Origin of the sequence: Microcoleus sp. AR_TQ3_B6, from assembly GCF_036702785.1 — a bacterium.
Taxonomy (GTDB): Bacteria; Cyanobacteriota; Cyanobacteriia; order Cyanobacteriales; family Microcoleaceae; genus Microcoleus.
In genome coordinates, this window is record NZ_JAUBVJ010000031.1 from 62171 (window position 1) to 81973 (window position 19803).

12 protein-coding genes and 1 pseudogene are annotated in these 19803 nt (G+C 38.8%); 3 read left to right on the top strand and 10 right to left on the bottom strand.

The features are described 5' to 3' along the window. Positions 1 to 4 precede the first annotated feature (4 nt). Genes csm5 through QUB56_RS16805 form a run of 6 tightly spaced genes read right to left on the bottom strand, consistent with a single transcriptional unit; the run spans position 5 to position 6997 of the window. Positions 5 to 1417: a type III-A CRISPR-associated RAMP protein Csm5 gene (csm5, locus tag QUB56_RS16780; RefSeq protein ID WP_332956604.1), complete on the bottom strand. Its 1413-nt coding sequence runs from the start codon at positions 1415 to 1417 to the stop codon at positions 5 to 7. Continuing rightward, on the bottom strand, positions 1414 to 2523 hold the full coding sequence (csm4, locus tag QUB56_RS16785) for a type III-A CRISPR-associated RAMP protein Csm4 (protein WP_332956606.1): 1110 nt from the start codon (positions 2521 to 2523) through the stop codon (positions 1414 to 1416). The genes csm5 and csm4 overlap by 4 nt, the downstream gene beginning before the upstream one ends. A gap of 4 nt (positions 2524 to 2527) precedes the next feature. Further along, positions 2528 to 3568 (bottom strand): type III-A CRISPR-associated RAMP protein Csm3, encoded by a 1041-nt coding sequence (csm3, locus tag QUB56_RS16790; protein WP_332956608.1) that lies wholly within the window; start codon positions 3566 to 3568, stop codon positions 2528 to 2530. A gap of 3 nt (positions 3569 to 3571) precedes the next feature. Beyond that, a complete protein-coding gene (gene csm2, locus QUB56_RS16795; RefSeq protein ID WP_332956609.1) occupies positions 3572 to 4417 on the bottom strand; it encodes a type III-A CRISPR-associated protein Csm2 in 846 nt (281 codons plus the stop codon). Further along, positions 4398 to 6659 carry a type III-A CRISPR-associated protein Cas10/Csm1 gene (gene cas10, locus QUB56_RS16800; RefSeq protein WP_332956611.1) on the bottom strand — a complete coding sequence of 754 codons (2262 nt, stop codon included), beginning with the start codon at positions 6657 to 6659 and terminating at the stop codon, positions 4398 to 4400. The genes csm2 and cas10 overlap by 20 nt, the downstream gene beginning before the upstream one ends. 32 nt (positions 6660 to 6691) lie before the next feature. Next, the gene (locus QUB56_RS16805; protein WP_332956612.1) at positions 6692 to 6997 is read right to left on the bottom strand and encodes a CRISPR-associated protein Csx3; all 306 of its coding nucleotides are present in this window, start codon (positions 6995 to 6997) and stop codon (positions 6692 to 6694) included. Between the two features lie 530 nt (positions 6998 to 7527). Between QUB56_RS16805 and QUB56_RS16810 the strand changes: the two genes are divergently transcribed. Then, positions 7528 to 8040: a transposase gene (locus QUB56_RS16810; protein ID WP_332956613.1), complete on the top strand. Its 513-nt coding sequence runs from the start codon at positions 7528 to 7530 to the stop codon at positions 8038 to 8040. A gap of 583 nt (positions 8041 to 8623) precedes the next feature. Here the strand turns inward: QUB56_RS16810 and QUB56_RS16815 are convergent. From QUB56_RS16815 to QUB56_RS16825, 3 genes are all read right to left on the bottom strand, one after another. Next, positions 8624 to 10366: an EAL domain-containing protein gene (locus QUB56_RS16815; protein WP_332956614.1), complete on the bottom strand. Its 1743-nt coding sequence runs from the start codon at positions 10364 to 10366 to the stop codon at positions 8624 to 8626. A 269-nt stretch (positions 10367 to 10635) separates the two neighbouring features. Then, entirely contained in the window at positions 10636 to 11910 is a 1275-nt protein-coding gene (locus QUB56_RS16820; RefSeq protein ID WP_332956617.1) for a response regulator, read from the bottom strand. A 108-nt stretch (positions 11911 to 12018) separates the two neighbouring features. Next, positions 12019 to 17475 (bottom strand): AAA family ATPase, encoded by a 5457-nt coding sequence (locus QUB56_RS16825; RefSeq protein ID WP_332956618.1) that lies wholly within the window; start codon positions 17473 to 17475, stop codon positions 12019 to 12021. Positions 17476 to 17979: 504 nt separating this feature from the next. On the opposite strand from QUB56_RS16825, the gene QUB56_RS16830 reads away from it, so the two are divergent. Beyond that, positions 17980 to 18135, top strand: a complete 156-nt coding sequence (locus tag QUB56_RS16830) for a hypothetical protein (RefSeq protein ID WP_332956619.1) — start codon at positions 17980 to 17982, stop codon at positions 18133 to 18135. 491 nt (positions 18136 to 18626) lie between these two features. On the opposite strand, the pseudogene QUB56_RS16835 reads toward QUB56_RS16830, so the two are convergent. Beyond that, positions 18627 to 18830 (bottom strand): annotated as a pseudogene (locus QUB56_RS16835) (transposase); the annotation flags it as partial. A 156-nt stretch (positions 18831 to 18986) separates the two neighbouring features. Here QUB56_RS16835 and QUB56_RS16840 point away from each other — a divergent pair. Continuing rightward, entirely contained in the window at positions 18987 to 19463 is a 477-nt protein-coding gene (locus QUB56_RS16840; RefSeq protein WP_332956620.1) for a hypothetical protein, read from the top strand. The last annotated feature ends 340 nt before the right edge of the window (positions 19464 to 19803 follow it).

Genomic DNA, 19803 nt, shown 5'->3' on the forward strand with positions numbered 1-19803 from the left:
AAATTTACAATGGTTCAAGTTTTACCCATCCTAAAGGTTTTCTGATTGAATTTCCTTGCTCCGGTATTGTTGCAGTACGCCGAGATTTTGGAGCTTCTGAGCTATTAGTTGGCTTTCCACAAGCATCGCGAATACTAGCTCTAGTTTGTTCTTGAAAAAGCAAACCTACTGTCGTTCCCGTCATCCCACTTCCCCATCCCAATCGGAGGTTATGCGAGCAAGGAGAGTTATAAAAATGGTGAATGGAACTAAAATTTAGACTTGGACTATTTGTAATTTTATTCCAGTAGTTTTGCTCGTGTTCCCACTGAGCTTCTGCGAATTCATGACAGATATCTAAAATACCTTGCACTTTTTTGAGTTGAGCTGGAATTTCCACTCCCTGTTCGCGATGAAACCAATCAAGCATGGTTTTATCAATACAGATGTATAAGTCCGTCTTGAGATTAGAAATCATTTCTAGGTAATTTCTAGCTCGGTCTGCTACTATTCGCTCACCATTACTGGCTTGAAAGCTAGAAGTAAGGACTTCAGCAACTATCGGTAAATTTATCTTCTGCTTTCGGTCAATGTTAATTGGATCTGAGTCGCTAACTTTAATGGCTCTCATCAAGTCTGTATTGGCCTTGTTAATTTTTGATTTTCCGAACGCTCGATCTTGATATCTAAAAGTGAAATTAGAAAACAAATAGCTATTTAGAGATACTGTACTTTCCAAAAATAAGTTATCATCTAAGAACTTTTTCTTGTTGTCAGCCATTTTGGGATGTATAGCTTGTCTCAACTTTTGCTCAATATCACTCTCTTTTGTAGGTGGTTGGTGTTTTAGTAAATAGTAGGCGATCGCCGTCCGAATAGCCCCTTTAATAGAAGAACCGGGAATATAGATTTCTCCAAACCCATTCCTAATCATCGGTGCTATTACATCGGTATCTTTGGTTAAAAGACGATTAACCCACATAGCACTAATACCTGTTTTAGGAAATATATCTTTATCTTTTAACCATTCTGAACCCAGGGCTTCTTGATATAAATTTTTTAATCGTTCCAGAATATTAGCAATTTGTCTATCTTTTTCTCTCGGATTAGCTTGGCTCTCGATTATACTAATATATTCTTGCGAAAGCTTTTCATATTGTTCTAGTAATCCCGATCTAGAGCTTTGCTGTTTTGTGAACCTTTGTAAAGCTTTATTTTGTTGAGAAGTTTTGGAATTTTGTAGAGCTTCTGCTAGAGCAGTTGGGTTAGGGAAATAGATAGATTTATTCTCTTGAATGTACTCAAATAGATTTAAAGAACCTGCCGCACCTACTCCAATGTGCAGCAAAGGGCTGGTTAATTGAATCCGTTGGCATACATAGTTATCTTTTTTGTAATCGTTGAGCTTTTCTAAAGGAGAATTATTGCGATCGCTCATAGTCTTGCCTCCGGTTCATTTATGGGTAAATTAATACAAATACCACTGCGATAGATTGAGTGGTTAGCTCTAAAATCTTCTGGCGTAACATCAGCTAGTTCTCCTAAAACAGAAATTGGAAAAACTGAACCTTCAGCAAACATCCGCACGGATTTTCGCCGCAGTTGGCGACCTGAAAAAGGAGAGGAAATCCAGCCTCTTCGCTCGACCACTTCATAACTAGCTGATTCTCCTAATAGTCCATTGGGGATACCTTTTTTAGGATTTTGCCAATATAAGCTAATTAAGCAGTAGTGTGAGTTATTCAAATCTTGTTGGTTCAAAATAGCTTCCCAAGTTTCATCTAAATCTGACCATTCAGGTTTAAATCTTCCTGCACCACTCGATCTTTCTCCACCTAATCCTTCTTCTCCCAAAAGTTCTAATGAAGTTTTGACATTTTCTTTAATCCTACGATCGAAGTTCTCAGGAAAATAAATTAAGCAGTATAATCCTGTATACTCGTCTTGTTCGGGTTCCCAGCGAAACTTGACAAAGCCTGTATGATAAAAGTTAGTGGCTCTGGTAATGCGGTCTACTGCTACTTTTGGAATCAAACAAGTATTGAAAGTTTCACCGTAAGCAAAAGTTCCAGATTTGTACAGTTCTCCATTTTTAGGAAAGTCATATTTAGTCTTGGTTTCAGCAATTTCTATCAGTTCATCAAGGTCATTAGTCATCCCTTCTTCGCTCTGATACCAACGATGCCAAATTTCTAAAGGCAAATAGTTAAGTTTTTTATAAACCTTATCTATTTTCCAATCATCTTCTTGGGGATAACCTTTGGGAAATGTCAAAGGACGTGGTAGGTAGTAGGTATATTCATTTTCGTAACAACGATAAATAAAGGTAGAACTGATGCGAAAAGCTAGCTGAGGATTTTGTTCGTATTCAGCGAGGATTTTCCCAACTTCACCTTTCCCAAACAATTTAGCATAGGCACTCATCCAAGCACTAAAAAGCGTATCAGAGCGTACCCGCTCGCTGGTTTGTTCTAAACCAATCCCTAGCTCGCCAAAATGAGCATTATTTCGACCAAAATTAAGCTTAACTAATTGCCAACACATTTTGCTACCCTTGACTGGTTCCAAGTAAAAATTGCTGGACTGTTTTACCTGAATCTTCAAACAGCTTTAGAAATTCCTGGGTGTTATTGGGAGCTGCCAACGGCCTGATAAAGTCCTTAGCACCTCCACGAATCTTGTTATAGTCGTGATAGCAAAGCTGAAACCTTTGAAATTTAACTTTGCCATAGCCTCGGGAGCCATGTCCTCCAAGGGCATCATCTTCTAAAATAGCAAGAGCGATCGCCAAGTTCTCTAAATCTCTTATTATTACTTCTTGCTCCTCAAGCGAGAGACTATCAGTTGCTGAAGTTAGTTTATTAGTTTCTTCTTTTCGTTCAATGGTATAAACCATTTCCAAATCGAACTTAGCTCCCTTTGGTACTCGCTCAAATTGTCTGGGAGTTGCTGCCGATGTAATTCTATCTAGTCCATTCTCCCACTTTCGTTCAGTCATCAGTAAACCTGTATTAATCGTTTTGAGTTCTTTGACTGATTCGTCTTGCAAATGGGAGTCGCGGACAATTAGACGAGCGGGACAATTTCTGCCTTTCACTTTGACGTGCTGTTCACCTTTTTCATCTTGCCTACCTTGATAATCATTAATTGAGATTTTTTTAGTTTGTGGGTTAGGTGGAGTTATATCATCAGCGTCAGCATCTACTTTTTTCACCCAAGTTTCTTTACCTGTCGAACCAAACAAGCGACTGAGTTCGCAAGTGCGAGCGCCTTTATAGTAAATCAGTAGCGATTTAACTTCTGTAAAGCCATCTAGCAAATCGTCACTTTCATAACGCCAAGTATCGTTAGATTCTCGATTAACTGGTTTATTCAAAAAGCGCTCTAAAATCGATCGCAATTTACCTTTAATCGAGGAACCAGGAATATAAGGATGTTCGCTAATTGGATCGCGAACAACAAGCTTGTCAATTCCCCCGATATCGAGTTTTCCCTCACCACCACCAATGTGAAGTCCTGTTTCAACTTCAATGGTGCTTGTGATATATAGCTTGCCCAGCAATTGTTTCTGTAAAATAGTTCCTGTCATAATTTATTCTCCTCCTGCGGCTTTGTGATAAGCAATAATTGACTCAACCAGCTGAAAAAAACGTTCAAAATCCTCTGAATTTTTAACTTTATCTATGGCAGCCTCCATGACTTCTTTCAAAGGTTTAACAGCCTTTTGCCTAGCAGAAGCGTAAGCAAGTTTTTGTTTAAGCAATATGAACTCAACATCAATTTTAGGGACTTCCGACAGTAATAATGCTTGACTTTGATCTTCATCGATATTCTTTTTTTTGATTTCAAGTTTTAGCTCTAGTTTAATACGATTAACTGCATCTAAAAATTTGCGAATTTGGTTTGTTCTCAAGTTGCGATTTTTAATATATTTACCAAATTCTTCAGTATCTTTAACTAAGGTGCGAATAGGATATTCTTTGAGAGATGGAGTTGCCTCATTAATACTTCTCAGAATTTTTTTGACAATATCTGCCATGTTCTCTCCCAACAATCTTAAAACCTCTAAATCTTTCTCATCCTGAACTTTATTAATGCCAGCTTCTATAACTTTTTCCATATATTGGACTATGTTATTATGGCTAGTTTTACCCTCAAGCTTTTTTTGACCAGTAGTAGATGGTATGATTTTCTTGGTTTTTGGCTGATTTATCTCTTTTGTAAAGTTTTGTAGTTTTTTGTTGAGTTCCTCAAGAAAATTACTGCTATCAATACTTTGTAATCCATGTTCCCAAAGTGCATCACTAAACCTCTCAACTTGAGTAAAATTTTGAAAATCTTTGAGAGTTCCTGGTTGTCCAGTCTTATCGTGCAGATTTTGAATCTGGTTGACAAGTTTATTGCTGAGTTCTTCAAGTTTAGTCGTTGTTTGAGTCATAACTATCTTTCCGAGTGAGTAGTTCTATCCAAGTAGCGATCGCCTGAAAATAAGGCGCATTGTACGGACTCTTTAATGATTTACGAAAATCTTCATCACCTAACATTCTATTGGGTAATCGTGCCAAAGTATAAGCCACTTTTGGCAAGTGCAGATAATAGCGAATATCTTGCTCTTGTTTTTGATACTGGGGTTGTTTTCGTTTTTCCTGAATCTCCTTAATCATTTGATTTTGAACTTGGGCCGTGTTGAGAAGATTTCTGACAAAGGTTCTAGAATAGTTAGGATCTATATTATAGAGTTTTTCGACAAAAGGTAGAATACCAAATAAGTTAGGAATATTTTCGGGTTTCAGGTATTCTTGAATTTCCGGGGCGATCGCGCCTACCTTACCTGTTCCCAACCATTCATCCCACTTAAACACCTCTCCAAACAATCCTAAACTATCTCGACCCTTTCCTTTTGCAGCTTCCTCAGCTTCACCCGATTCACTAGCTGCTTGATACAAAGGAAATTTTACATCATTAATACTGATTCCTCCTGATAACTTAATATCTGGGTTCCTACCTGTATACTCTCGAAAAGCTTGGTAAACATCAAAGGCAAACTCAACGACTTGGTTCCAAGCGCCGCTGATAAATAAGTCGTCACCTCCTGCATAAATAAATACTAATTCCCAACGTAATTCTTTCGTTAAATATTTGGCATTTTTTAATGACTCTATAAAATTTGTATCCCGATTTTTTGCCAAGCTGTTGAGGTAAGTTTTAAAGAAGTAACTCATCTGACGGGAAAGTCCAGCTAATCTGGGCAAAGAGTATTTGTTACCTAAACCTTTGGCAAAAATCTTGCCCAGATTATCGACATCCATCCGTAAATATCCTACTCGTTTAATACCTTTTGACTTTTCGGCTAACTCTCCAGCACGCATTTTTTCTTGGGCATAATTACCCAACAGCAAAGAAACCGAATTTTTAATTCGATAGCTTTGTGTTTGCCAATTATTGATGTAAAATACTATTTCTTTCTCTTGTAATTGTGGAAGGCTATCTTGATTCTCAAAAAGATAATAGTGTGTAAACTGAAAAGAAATTTTACCGATCTTACTTGGTATATCTTTGCGACGCGATCGCACAACTACTTGAGTTTTAAATAACTGGCTCCCTAATTGAAACATTTTTTCACAAGTTGGACATCGGATAATTAACTCGCCATTCTCATTTTCACCCTCCTTTAAATTTAGCGTATCATCTCGATGACAAACTCGACACCGCTGTTCGTAGCTGAGCTTTGGCTTGAGTAAACCGCTAATTTCGTTTAAAAATTTACGAGACTTTTGTTGATTGACTACTTTGATAGAGCTATCCCAATATTCGGCAAATTTAGCATTTGCTACATCTACCACTGGGAAAGGCTCTGAAACAGCCAAAGCCAAGAAAATTTTAGCTTGAAATTTTCCCAGCAACCATTTATTGAAAGTAGTTTGTACTTCTTGAACAACAGTTTTAGTATTTTCAGTAGCAGGCGCTAGTAAATAAAAGTTTCCTCCACCAGCATAGATAACACTGGTACGCGGTAAATTCAGCTTTTCTAAAAGCTGCTGTACGATTTCTTCTGCAACTAATTCCAGATAAAAACTTCTGGCACGCAGAGATTTAAGCGCTCCATCAGAAGAGATGGTGTAAATAAACTTTTGAATTCCCGATAAATCGCCTGCGATTAAACAAATATTATCTGCTTCAGGATTGTGAGCGAGCGCACAAGCAACAGCCGCAGTCGATCGCACCATATCTATCAAAGCAATATTCCCAGCGCCAAAGCTGAGACAAGAACCGTACTTCTCTAAAATCAGAGTTAGCAGTGATAAGTTGTGCCAGTTTTGTTCTCCAATATTTTCTAACCCTTTTTGGACATTTTTTTTATATTCTTCTAAATCGGGACGTTCTGTCAAAGGATAAGGAATCGACGGGTAAGAATTATCGCTAGCCTCGATCGCCACAGCCGGACAATAGTGTTGCTCCTTTTTTTTGTTATTCTCTGACAACTTAACCGCATCAAATAGCAACTCCAAATAACTTATTGTCGGCTCGTCATGCCATAATAATTCTTTTGCTTTAGTCACCGCTAGATGTTCTATTGAAAGTTGATGCGGAAACCAATTGCGGAAACTTGAGTCAGCCCAATCTGCTAAAGTGCAGATAGCTTGCTGGATAACTTGGAGAGCAACTTCTTCTGATGTCATATCTAAAACTTCCTCAATTACCTAGCAAACTATCAATCAACTAAGTCACCCAAATTATACTCGGGATTGTGAGTAATAGCAATTACATATTTGCCCAACTTGGGATCGAAAACTCCAACTGCACCGTAAAGATGAGAAACTTTGTGAACCAAAACACAAGCTACAGGTACAGATGCCGGCCCATTAATTTTAATTAGCCGCCCTCCCGACAATTCCCCAGAATTGCTCATTTCTGCCAAACGAGTTGCCGCATCTCGCACAATTTGGTCGTTTTGAGCAGCTTCTCCAAATCCAATTTTTAACACTTCACCCTGAAGTTCAATCTTGTAAGTAGTCATCAGCTCTTCCCACTTGATCGATCTCCCGGATTATTGCATACCATTGGAAACACCCCCTTCCCATCGCCCTTACGCCATAAAACTTCAGGGGGCGACAAGCGCCCCCAAATCAAGATGAATCAAAGGTTGTAGGACTCAGACGGCGTGAAAAAATTCCAGCTTATGGACAACCGACTTTTTTCACCAAAAAATAAACCTTAATTCAGCCTCCAGATTATGGTAAAAAAGAACGGTCTTATTATTTCAACAAGGCCGCAATTAAAATGCTGCCTCAATTCTACCAAACCCACCTGCAAAAATACTTGAGTGAATCGCAACTGATTACCTTAAAATTATTAGTATGGGTCTTGCAAAGCCAAAAGCAAGTAAAAATAGAAAGGTTAGCAGCGACATTACCTTTACCAATTCAGCAGAATAGTCACCGTCGCCATATACAACGCTTTTTGAAATTGACCCGGTTAAGTGTGGTTCTGGTTTGGTTTCCCCAGATTTAAAAAATTATTACTCAACGTATACCCAAGGGAAAACGATTGATTATTGCTTTAGATAGAACCTATTGGCAAGAGAATAATATTTTGATCGCCAGTGCGATTTATCAAAAACGCGCTTTCCCTATCTTTGGGATTTTACTATCGAAAAAAGGAACCAGTAATTTGAGAAAACAACAAATCGTCTTGCGCCCTGTAATTAAACTATCTAAAGCTCATCAAATAGTGATTGCGGGAGACCGAGAATTCCATAGCGTAGACTTGGCACAGTGGATAGGCCGTCAAGGAGTGAAGTTCGTATTAAGGGAAAAAAAGGACACGAACTTTCGCCTGCGTAGACGAAAGTTTAATTCTTTATCAAGCGTTCAGACAGCCCCCGGTCAACAAGAATTTTTCTCAAAAATTAACATTACCAAAAAAAAAGGGTTTTGTCCGTTTAACCTAGCTGTTTGCTGGCGAAGGAAATATAAAAACAAACAAGAGAAAGACCCTTACTATCTGCTGACTAATTTAAGAGATTTAGAAACGGCTGTGAAAGCTTATAAACAACGCTGAGGAATAGAAGCGATGTTTAAGGATTGCCAAACTGGTGGTTATAACGAAAGAAGATTCTCAAGCTTCACAGAATAAATTAGTACGTTTAGTCTTGTTAATTGCCATCCGGATGACTACTGCTTGGTTACAAGGCGAAAAAACAAGTATTTTGGGGAAATCTCTTTATATTTGTCGGCCAAAGGAAGCAGGGAGAACTAAACGAAGACATAGCAATTTTTGGGTCAGTTTGTACGGTCACAATTGGATAGTCGCCTTTCATGAGTGAGAGGAATGGGTAGAGGAATTGGTCACTTCTGTTCGCAATAAGCGCACATTTTATCAACAGGGATTAAAAGCTCTAACCCTTATCCAGCAAGCTTTATAGCCCCCTTCTCGCCCCTTGAAGTCGCCCGGCCTAAACTGTTGACCGTGAATTTTTGGCCGTCCTCTACCACTATAGGCTGGGGGTGTTGACCATAAGCAACGATTGGAGCGAATACGCATTAGTTTATCACCGGCGATCGCAGCAGTAGCTTGGGAGCGTGTCACTGTACTTAATAAACCAGGTCTACGCTGTATTAGTTTGCCTTGAAATATCAGCTCTTTAAGCATTGTTGAACAGCCTTGCAGCACTCAACATAGCAACAGCACCTTCCTCCTCCAAAGGCCGCGAAAAAAAGTACCCTTGATAGGAATTGCATCCCAAAGAACGGAGTATAATTAGTTGCTCTTGCGTCTCCACCCCTTCTGCGATAGCCTCTAATTCCAAAGAACTCGCCAGATTTAAAATTGCCTCCAGCAAAGTCAAATTTTTCCCTCCTTCCTCCAGGCAGCAAACAAAAGAGCGATCAATTTTGAGAGTATCAATCGGCAGCAATTGTAAGTAAGATAAATTTGAATAGCCCGTGCCAAAATCATCCAAACAAACCTTAATCTGCCGAGCTTTTAATAGCTCTAGTACCCCAGCAGCCTCCTCAGCATTTTCCATTAAAACACTTTCGGTAATCTCTAACTTCAAAAATTCGCCCTTTAAATTATGCACTCGAAGTAGTGAGTCTAAGAGTGGTAACAAATTAGGAGCAAATAGCTGAATTCCCGATAAATTAACACTCATATTTAAAGGCCAATAGTCAGGGAATTGCAACTGCCATTTACTTAAACAAGCCACTGCTTCCGACAGTACCCACTCCCCTAGTGCCACAATCAAACCCGTTCTTTCCGCCGTCGGGATAAACTCGCTCGGATAAACCAACCCGCGTGAAGGATGCCGCCATCTTACCAATGCTTCAAACCCCACTATTTTACCAGTTACCAAAGATACAATTGGCTGATAATTAAGGTAAAACTGTTGCAAATTAATTGCATTTTGCAAGTCATTTTCTAACTGGAGTTGCTCTAAAGCTCGTGATTGCATATCCGCATCAAATACAACAATGCTACCAGCACCCCGAACAAACGCCTCATGTCTAGCCGCGTCAGCCGCTCGCAGTAAATCTTCCGGCTCTTCTGTGCCAATCCCACCTAAAGCAACACCAATACTAACGCTAGAAAAAACCGTAGTTCCGCCCAAGTTAGACGGTATTTCTAATTCTTGACGAATCTGTTTTGCTGCATCTAAAGCTAACTGAGAATTAGTAATATCGACCAGCCAAATTGCAAACGCATCTTCTCCCACTCTGGCTATAAGATTCCTAGGTAGAGCGCAACCCTCTAACCGTCGTCCTACTTCTACTAGCAACTGCTCTCCTCTAGAATGGCCTAAGCTATATTTAACAATTTGATAGCGGTTAAGAGTCAGAAATAAAATAGCTTTTAAATGACCTAATTCTATTAGAGAATTTACGCCACTACGCATCTCTTTTAAAAGCAAATTACGGTTAGGTAAACCGGTTAGCTCGTCGTAAAAGGCTTGGTAGTGGATTTGTGCATTCGCTGTAGCCAGTTGCTGCTCTTTTTCCCTAGTAATTCGCACAACCTCTAAACTTTTATTAATGGTAATTTTTAAGTCATCAAAATCAATCGGCTTCGTTAAAAAATCAAAAGCGCCCCTATTCATAGCTACCCTAATATTGGGCATATCCCCGTAAGCTGAAACTACTACAGCTTTGAGAGTCGGGTCAATAGCAGGCAGATTCTCTAGCAAAGTTAAACCGTCCATTTCGGGCATATTAATATCAGTTAGCACTAAGTCAAAGGAACGATCAGCTTGCAGTTTATCTAAAGCTTGGACTCCATTAATTGCAAACTCAAACTCCAATTCTTTAGTGCTGATTTGATGCCGAAATAGCTGAAGGATTACATATTCTAAAAGTGGTTCGTCATCAACTACTAAGATTTTAGCTGTCATGTAATTGCTCTTGTTAGCAAGTAGCCAGGATTTTAATTTTCTCTATTGTAGAGTAATCCCTCAGGGGTCACCCCCCTGTGGTTGCACCGTAAGTAAGTTTGGGGCAGGCATGGAAGGACTGTTCCTACAGCAAACTTATCATCATTTTAGGACTTACGCTCCTAGATCGGCTTTCTCTGACAAATTGAAGATTATCCCTAAATATCTACGAAGAAATCCGGTTTCTAGCCTAGACACGCGTAAGTCCTGATTTTATCAGTTTTCACCCATTAAGTGGGAATTTCAATAATAAATTCCGTTCCCTCACCAGGTGTAGAGTTACAAGTGAGCCATCCCCCGTGTTTTTCTTCGACAATAGACCGCGAAATGGACAACCCCAATCCCGTTCCTTTACCGACAGCTTTTGTAGTAAATAAGTAGTTAAATACCCGCTGTCTCACTTCTTCGGTCATTCCCTTCCCGTTGTCAGTAATAGAAATTATAACATGAGAAGTGGAATTATCCTGGAGATTTTTTTCACTCTCATTGGTAAGGAAAGTGCGAATCGTAATAAAATTTGGATTCGCTTTAATTTCATCGCGACTTCGCTCTGAATCCCGCTCTTCCAATGCGTCTATAGCATTAGCAAGGATATTTAAAAATACCTGACTTAACTGTCCGGGATAACACTCTACTGGGGGAAATGTTCCGTAGTCTTTTATCACGTTTATTTCGGATTTACCTTCATTTGCTTTAAGCCGATGCCTCAAAATTAATAAGCTACTATCAATTCCTTCATGGATATTAAAAGGAACTTTAGATGTACTATCTGCCCGCGAAAAACTTCTGAGAGAGATGCTAATTCCCAGAATTCGTTCAGTTCCTCCTTTCATAGAATTGAGCAATTGTGGCAAGTCTTCTAAGAGAAAAGGAATGTCAAGAGCTTCAATTTGAGTTTGTACTTCTGGATTATTTATGGAGCAGTGTTGTTGATAAATGCTGAGAGCCGTCATCAATCCTTGAAAGTAGTTTTCGGCGTGTTCAATGTTTCCTATAATAAAGCTAATAGGATTGTAAATTTCGTGGGCAACTCCAGCCACTAACTGGCCGACGGAAACCATTTTTTCGTTTTGAATGAGTTGAGTTTGTACCTCTTGAAGTTCTGTTAAGTTTTTTCTCGCTTGTGTAACAGTTTCTAAGGCTCTTTGGATAGTGATTTCCATGTCCTGAAAATCAATGGGTTTTGTCAAAAAGTCAAAAGCTCCGCGGTTCATAGCACTTCTAATGTTTTGCATATCTCCATAGGCAGAAATGACAACTGCTTTTAATGTATTATCGATTTGTGAGAGTTTTTCTAGTAAAGTTAACCCGTCCATTTCGGGCATATTAATATCTGTTAGCACTAAATCGAAGGGTGGAAACTCAGCAATTTTTTCTAAAGCTTCTTTACCATTATGAGCAAAAACAAATTCAATTTCTTTTGCCCGGATTTTTTGCCTAAATTTTTGTTGAATGACGTATTCTAAAAGTTGTTCATCATCGACGACTAGGATTTTGGTTGTCATGGGGATCTATCCTGTATCCTATGGTAGACATAACTAGGGTGATTGTTTACTATAGCACGTTGTTTAATTTTTATAAACAAGTGAATTAATTGATTAGGAATAAATAACTTATGCTTTGGGTAGAGTAATAATAAATTCCGTGTAATCTCCCGGACTTGTTTGCACTTCTAAATTGCCTCGATGTTGACCAACAATGATATCATGAGTGATAGATAAACCTAAACCTGTTCCCTGTCCGGGAGGCTTGGTAGTGAAGAAAGGGAGGAAGATTTTTGGTTGATTTTCTTGGGGAATGCCAATGCCGTTATCACGAATGCAAATTTCTATTGCCGTGCCTAAATTTTTAGTTGTAATAGAAACGGTGGGATTGAAATCAGCGGTCATTTTAAATTGTTTAATATAGGAGGCATAGCAAGCATTATCGATGATGTTAATGAAAGCGCGGCTGAGGTCAGAAAAAACGACATCGAGTTCTTCAATTGATTGATCGTAGTCAGTTTTAATGGTAAGGTTAAATGTTTTATCTTTGGCACGAATGCTGTGGTAAGCTAATTTTAGGGATTGAGCGACGAGGGCGTTGATGTCGGTTTTTTGGCGGCTACTACCCTCGCTACGAGCGTGCAGTAGCATACTTTGAATAATGCTATTAGCACGTTGTCCTTGTTCGTTAATTTCTGATACGTTCCGCTTGAGATAAGTAAGGTTTTCGTTAATTAGTTCCAGGAATTGTGAATCTAAGTTTTGGGATTGGCGGTCTATTTGTTCTGCGATTTCAGATGTTAAGTCTTCTGAGAGTGTAGCCAGAGAAGTGACGAAGTTGAGGGGATTGCGGATTTCGTGAGCAATACCTGCGGTGAGAGCTCCGAGGGATGCGAGTTTTTCTGAGGCTACTATTTGTTTTTGAGCTGTTTTTAATTCAGTAGTTCGTTCTTCAACTTTCTGTTCCAGGGTTTCCGAATATGCTGCAAGTTGTTGGTTAGCTTGTTCTAAATTGTGGTTAAGCTGATTAACTTCTGCGTAGAGTTGGGCATTGGTAATAGCGATGGCAGCTTGTCCCGATAGCATTTGTAAGACTGTGAGTCTATCAGTTGTAAATGCGACGGTAGTCAAGTTATTTTCTAGATAGATTATCCCTGTTAGTTGACCTTGATTGAGCAGGGGCGTACACAAAACTGATTTGGGCTGATTTCGTTGAATATAGGGGTCTTCTTTAAAGATTCCTTCATGAATGGCATCGTTTAAAACGACTGTTTGTTTAGTGCGAGTAACGTAATTGAGAATTGAGACGGGGACTGAATTTTCTAGAGGAACAACAATAACTTTATCTTCTGATTCTTGAGAATTGGTCAATACGGTGAGGTCGTTACTTTCCACGATTCCCGTGGCTGAAATCACCCACTGCTCCTCACTTTCGTTAGATAAAAAAGTGGGTTTTGTGAGCAGTACTCCGCGAGTAGCTCCGGCATTTTCTATGAGAATGGTCATTAATTTACCTAGCAATTCGCTGAGAATAATTTCCCCAGATAACGCCTGTGCTGCTTTCATAATTGTACCGAGGTCAAGTGACGTTGAATGATCGGAAGTAGAGGTTGTAGTCGGGTTTGAGGTAGTTGTGCTAGTAGGGTCGAGGTTCATAGGTTCAGGTTGCTGGGTGCGGGAGCTGAGATGGAAATATGTTTCTTCTAAATCTCTGACTTTGGCTACTGCTCCCCAGCGAATGTAGCAGTGATAAGCTTCGGTCATGTAGGTTTTGGCTACTTTTTCTCTACCAAGCGCTAGATAGAATTCAGCAGCGCGTTCGTTGGCTAAAGCTTCTTCTTGGATGAATCCTTGTTCTTTGGCTCCCTTGATGGCTCGTTCGTAGTAGGTTATTGCTATCTCGTTTTGTCCTAATACTCGCGCTTTTTCTGCTTCTACGAGGTCGTATTTGTGCTGGAAGTTCATGGGGGCGTGATGCGCCCAGGTTTTCATTTGTTTTTGAGCGGACGCTACTTTCTTCCGGTATTGCTTTTGTTCGGTTTTGTTGGTGGCTGGGTAGTGAGCGAGGAGGGCTAAGGAATAGTAAAACTTGTATTGAGCGATATGTACTTGACCGCTAATACTTTCTTGGCATTCTTCGGCTAACTTAGCCACTTTTAGAGAACCCCAATAATCTTTAAATAAATAAAGTAAAATAAGTTTGCTCAGATAAACATTAGCTATAAGGGTTTTATTATTAGTTGATTTTAAAATAGGAAGTCTTGTTGTTTCATCAAAACTCCGTCCTTTCAAGCAATAAGGAATTTCATTGCCACCCATTAAATTACAAGCAAACTGATTCCATATTTGACTCACTTCAAGGTTAACTGCTTGCTTGTTTTTTTGGAGGTAACAAATATATTTATATTGGGTAGTACATACGCTTTGTAAATGTTCTCCACTCCACAGTACATACTGACAATATCCCCCAGCTATATAAGAAGCATATTCTATATCTCCTGTTGATATGGCGCTTTGAAAACCCTCAATAAACCCTGGCAAAGCCTCCTTTATTGGTTCTTTCCAATGTTTCACGAACATATTAATAAAAAATAATATTTTAGCTGTTATTTTGACTTTTTTACTCTCTAGCAAATTCAGCGCTAATTGCCCAAACATATATCCAGAATTAATATCCCCCAATGGACCACACATTAACAAAGCATAACACGCATAGCCATAACTAGATAGAGGAGAATTTCCATATTTTATAGACAGACTAACCATTTTAAAAACTATCAAGGGGAAAAGAGCAGGATTTTCCATAAAAGCAGCCGGAACAGCATTCATCAAAATACGCATAGCTGCTAGTTTGTAAGAATCTGTCATTAAGGGGAGGGCTGCTAAACTTGATATTGGCTGTTTGGCGATGATTGACTTAGTGTATATAAATTCTAGTAAAATGTTAATTTTTTTAGGCTTGGTCGGAAGAAAAACGCCTAGGAATTGTAAAGTTTGCAAAGACAATTCTAAAGATAGATGAGGCTGGTTTTGCTGTAAATAAAAGGGTATTTTTAGTTCATTTACTTGAACTTTTTCTAGTAAGCTTTTGCTCTGAGATAAGAGAATTTCAGACAAATTCTGCGCCTTTTCAAAATTAACATTAAGGTATTCTGCCTCCAGTGTTTCTAGGTAAATATCGTGCGTTAGTTCATAATGACTTTGCCAGCATGATTCAGGTAACAAATCCAACGCCACATTTAAGCACTTACTAGCTACTTCATAGGCCGTGGCAGCTTTAGCCTTTCTCCCAGCTATCAAGTTCAAAGTAGCTAATTCTTCTTTATCTTGAGGATCAATAATAAATTCACGTCCTATATTTACCTGATTGACAATATCAAAAATATTGTCTTCAAGATTTTCCCGGGGCGTATTTTTCCACAGCAATTGACCTATTTTTAGGTGAGTTGCTTTTTTGTCTGATTCTGGAATCAAAGAGTAAGCTGCCTGTTGTACTCTGTCGTGTAAAAACTTGTACCCAACTCGCGATTTATCAAACAACAACTCGCTCTTATCTTCTGATTGAAATAATAAAGCTATTTTATAATCATTACTCAGAGGTAAAATTAAACCTGCTTGCAAAGCTGACCACAAGTATTCCGTAGTATCAGTAGAAGATTTTTCATGGACAATCGCCAAAGCATCCAAATTAAATCGGTTGCCAATACAAGCTGCTAATTTAAGAATTTTTTGGGTATTTTCTGGCAATTTACGAATATTCCTAGCTACCAATTCGACTACTTTCAAGTCTGTAATCCCTAAGCTTTGAATCTTCTCAAGGCTCCACTGCCACTGATTTAATTCAAAATTAAAAATTAAAAACTTTTCAGACGCTAAAGTTTTAAATAGCTGCGTTAAAAAAAATGGATTTCCTTGAGTTTTATTATATAATAACTCAGCTAACTTAGAAATACGGTTATCGCTGATAGCCACCTCGCTCAAAGTATCGCCTACTAACTCACTGACATGACTAATATCTAAAAGTTGCAAAACAATATTATTTATGGTAGAACCCGCTTTTTCAATCTTTTCTAAAGTTTGAATGGTGGGGTGAACTGGACTAACTTCATTATCTCGATAGGCTCCAATCATTAACAGATAATGGCTATCCGAGTCCGTCATTAACTGTTCGATTAAATTTAGAGACGCTAAATCTGCCCATTGTAAGTCATCAAGAAACAATACAAGGGGATGCGAGGGTCGAGCGAAAACATAAATGAATTGCTGAAATATACGATTGAAAAGATTTTGAGTTTCTGGAGGTCCTAATTGAGAAACTTCAGGCTGTTTGCCAATAATTAGTTCCACTTCTGGAATAACGTCAATAATAATCTGCCCATTTTCGCCTAAAGCTACGAGCAGTTTCTCTTTCCAAACAGCAATTTCGTCATAATTTTGTGTCAAGAGCTGCCGAATAAGTTCTTGAAAAGCTTGAGTAATGGCAGCATAGGGAATCTCTCGCTTAAATTGATCGAACTTACCGCTAATAAAATATCCCCTTTGCCGAACAATTGGTTTGTGAATTTCCTGAATTACGCAAGTTTTGCCAATACCAGAATAACCAGAAACTAACATCATCTCGCTTTTCCCTAAACTGACCCGTTGAAAGGCTTGTAAGAGAGTTTCCACTTCCACTTCCCGTCCATATAGTTTTTGCGGAATCAGGAATTGTCCGGTTTTATCTACTCGACCCGGAATAAAGTCTTCAATTGTTCCTGTTGTTTGCAGTTGCGTTAAACAGTCTTCTAAATCAGCTTTTAATCCCAAGGCACTTTGATATCTATCTTCAGCATTTTTAGCCAGTAATTTTGTAACGATATTCGCTATGGTTATTGGTAATTCTGGATTGCGTTGGTGGAGTGGGATGGGGTTTTTCGCGATATGGCAATGTATCAATTCCATTGGATCTACTGCATCGAAAGGTAATTGATCGGTCAACATTTCGTAGAACGTGACACCCAAGGAGTAAAAGTCAGTCCGATAGTCAATGGTGCGGTTCATTCTCCCAGTTTGTTCTGGGGACATATAAGCGAGAGTGCCTTCAATGCAGTTGGGATTCATTGGGCTTTGGGTTTCTATTTCCAAGCGAGTGGCAATGCTAAAGTCAATTATTTTTACTTGCCTAGTTTGCGGATTGATAATAATGTTTGACGGTTTAATATCTTTATGAATTACTTGAGTTTGGTGAAGTCGATCTAAAATTTCTGCTATTTGAATAGCAATATTTAGGAATTGCTTTAAGTCCAATTTTTCGGAATTAATAAAATTTTTTAAAGATTTAGATTCAAAATACTCTAAAACTAAAACTAAGCTATTTTCCTCGTTCGTTAATTCAATGGGTTTAATAATTCCTTCTATTTTTTTTAAAGTTTCGAGTATATTGTATTCATGTCGAAGGCGGGCTATTTCTTCTAATGTAGGATATTCAGATCTGAGAGTTTTTATAATGACGGAAGTATTATCGGAGAGTCGTTTGGCTTGATAAATAACCGTTTTAAAGCCTTCGTAAATGGGTTGGAAAAGTTGGTAGCTTTTGAGTTTTAGCATGATTTAAGCTCTTCAATTTGTTTGATAATTAGACTGTAGAGAGTAAAAACAGTACCCATATAATCAATAAAAATAACACATATTTGACATAGAGTGTGAAAGCTAGCCGTGTCAAGGTGGCAAAAATCCGGATCATAGATGGTTGGGATACCCGAGTCGGTACCGAGTGTGGACGATGTGGGTCACTTTTAGTGACTGGAGGACACCGAAATGCTGGATGCAATTTTGGAGCCGTTTGTGGTAAAAAGGCTAAGCAGTGTCATGCTAAGAGGATTGATGGAATCTGTGTTGACGCCGGACAAAATGGATCTAATCTTTGAAAAAAACGTGGCTCTCCAGTAAACTAGGGAGTTATTATTTTCGAGTTGGGTCGATTTAATTAGTAGGGTCGTATGTGAAATGCACCCATCGGTCAACGCCGCCTATCGGGCTTCATCGCAACAGTTAAATGTCAGTTGTACCGCCACTTACGACCCATTAAATGGCGTATAACTGACGGTAAGTGTGGCAATTGTCAGTGAAATGGCAATAGGAATGGCGTCTTTAATTAAAGTGATTGAAGGCAAATTACCACAATTATTGGTTCCCTACCGAGTCCAGGTAATCGATGGGAATTGTCTGGTAGAAACCGACCCTGGTTTAGAAGGGCTACGCATCTGACGGGGTGACAAACCTGTCAAAAGCCCTGCAATAAAGCAGTTTGAGATGTTTTATGGTAAAAAAAGATGGGGCGATCGTTGTCAATACCCCCATCTCACGAAAAATGATTCCTTTATTTTAGCAAAACAGTTTGGAAAGTCAACTCAAAAAAACTGAATACTTAACTTTTGTAATCGTTGTCTGCCTTTTACAAATGCATAAACAAGTCAGTAGACCTCTTGCAAAAGTCGTCGCTGGGGTACTATGGAGTCTGAATAAAAGCGAGCGCTAGCCGTCAATCATCCATGGTGTTTATTATTTGGCTGATGGAACCGAAGTTCGTAATTGTATTGCCCAGCTATCAGATTAAACCTTAAACCAAATCTTTTTCGGCGATTTCTATAACGGTCAGCTAACATTTTCAATATTTTCAGTTTTCGGTTAATAAGCTGTTGTGCCTTTAAATAGGGTATAATAAAAACTTAGGACTCTTCCTTACTTACTATGCTAAACTAACAATTAAAAAGCCAAGTAAGCAAGCATATATTTTTGTAATTATCGAAATTTATAAAGCCATAGGCAGAACGTTTTATTAACTTGAGCTTGTTGTTGATACCCTCAACAACACCACTTGTCGTCCTATTCTCAAAGTAAGCAATTATTTCATCCAGCCACTGGATAATAGTGTTCCCGCTATTGGGAAAATATTTTTGGGCTTTTTGTGCCATTGTTCAAGTTTATAGCGCTACGCGCTAACGTTAGGACAGTTTTCTGAAGGGGCGACACGCGCGCCATAGCCATGAGTCTGTAAAGGATGAAGCGAATTGTGGTAAAAAAAAGATAGGTCAATTATTGTCAAGAAGACCTATCTATTGAAAATGCTTCCTCCATTGTATCAAACCTGTCTAGAAAATCAACTAGAAAAATCTGACTTGTTACTGTTGACGCTTCTCATTAACGTTCTACAAGATATCAAAGAAGTTAGCCTTGAGAAAATCGCGAATGCTTTGCCACTGCCAATTTTATTTGAAAGCAGACGTAAGAAAGTCCAACGATTTCTATCACAACCCCGTTTGACTATCCAAAATCTTTGGTTTCCCCTAATCGCTAACTGGCTATCTCAAAACTTTTCTCAAAAGCAAAGACTTTATTTAGTTATTGATCGGACGAAATGGCAACGGAACAATTTACTGATGATTAGTCTAGTATATGACCAAAGAGCGATTCCTCTGTATTGGGAAACCTTAGAGAAATTAGGAAATAGTGATTGGGCAACTCAAGTCCGAGGATTTTCTCAAGTGTTGCCGTTATTCAAAACTTATAAAATTGTGGTGCTAGGGGATCCGTGAGTTTTGTTCGGTCAAATTGGCAAACTGGCTGAGAGAGCAGCAAGTACAGTTTTGTTTAAGATTAAAAAAGAATGAGTTTATTCAAGCAGAATCCGGGATCTGGCAAGACCTTAAAAGTTTGGGGTTAAAACCGGGAATTTCTCAGTTTCTGCCGAATTGTCAGGTCACAAAAACTCGGAAAATATCGGGCTTCAATGTAGCTTGTAAATGGCAGCGAACCCTCAAGGGTAAGTCAGCTCAAGAGGGCTGGTTTATCTTAACTAATACCAATTTTCAAAAATCATGCAACAGTAGCTAGGGCTGACAAAATGTAATCCCATCCAGTTATAGATGCTATTGT

Coding starts and splice junctions, on each gene's coding strand:
- QUB56_RS16825 (WP_332956618.1), bottom strand. CDS start 17,475: ATGCTAAAACTCAAAAGCTACCAACTTTTCCAACCCATTTACGAAGGC.
- csm2 (WP_332956609.1), bottom strand. CDS start 4,417: ATGACTCAAACAACGACTAAACTTGAAGAACTCAGCAATAAACTTGTC.
- QUB56_RS16820 (WP_332956617.1), bottom strand. CDS start 11,910: ATGACAACCAAAATCCTAGTCGTCGATGATGAACAACTTTTAGAATAC.
- cas10 (WP_332956611.1), bottom strand. CDS start 6,659: ATGACATCAGAAGAAGTTGCTCTCCAAGTTATCCAGCAAGCTATCTGC.
- csm3 (WP_332956608.1), bottom strand. CDS start 3,568: ATGACAGGAACTATTTTACAGAAACAATTGCTGGGCAAGCTATATATC.
- QUB56_RS16805 (WP_332956612.1), bottom strand. CDS start 6,997: ATGACTACTTACAAGATTGAACTTCAGGGTGAAGTGTTAAAAATTGGA.
- csm4 (WP_332956606.1), bottom strand. CDS start 2,523: ATGTGTTGGCAATTAGTTAAGCTTAATTTTGGTCGAAATAATGCTCAT.
- QUB56_RS16815 (WP_332956614.1), bottom strand. CDS start 10,366: ATGACAGCTAAAATCTTAGTAGTTGATGACGAACCACTTTTAGAATAT.
- csm5 (WP_332956604.1), bottom strand. CDS start 1,417: ATGAGCGATCGCAATAATTCTCCTTTAGAAAAGCTCAACGATTACAAA.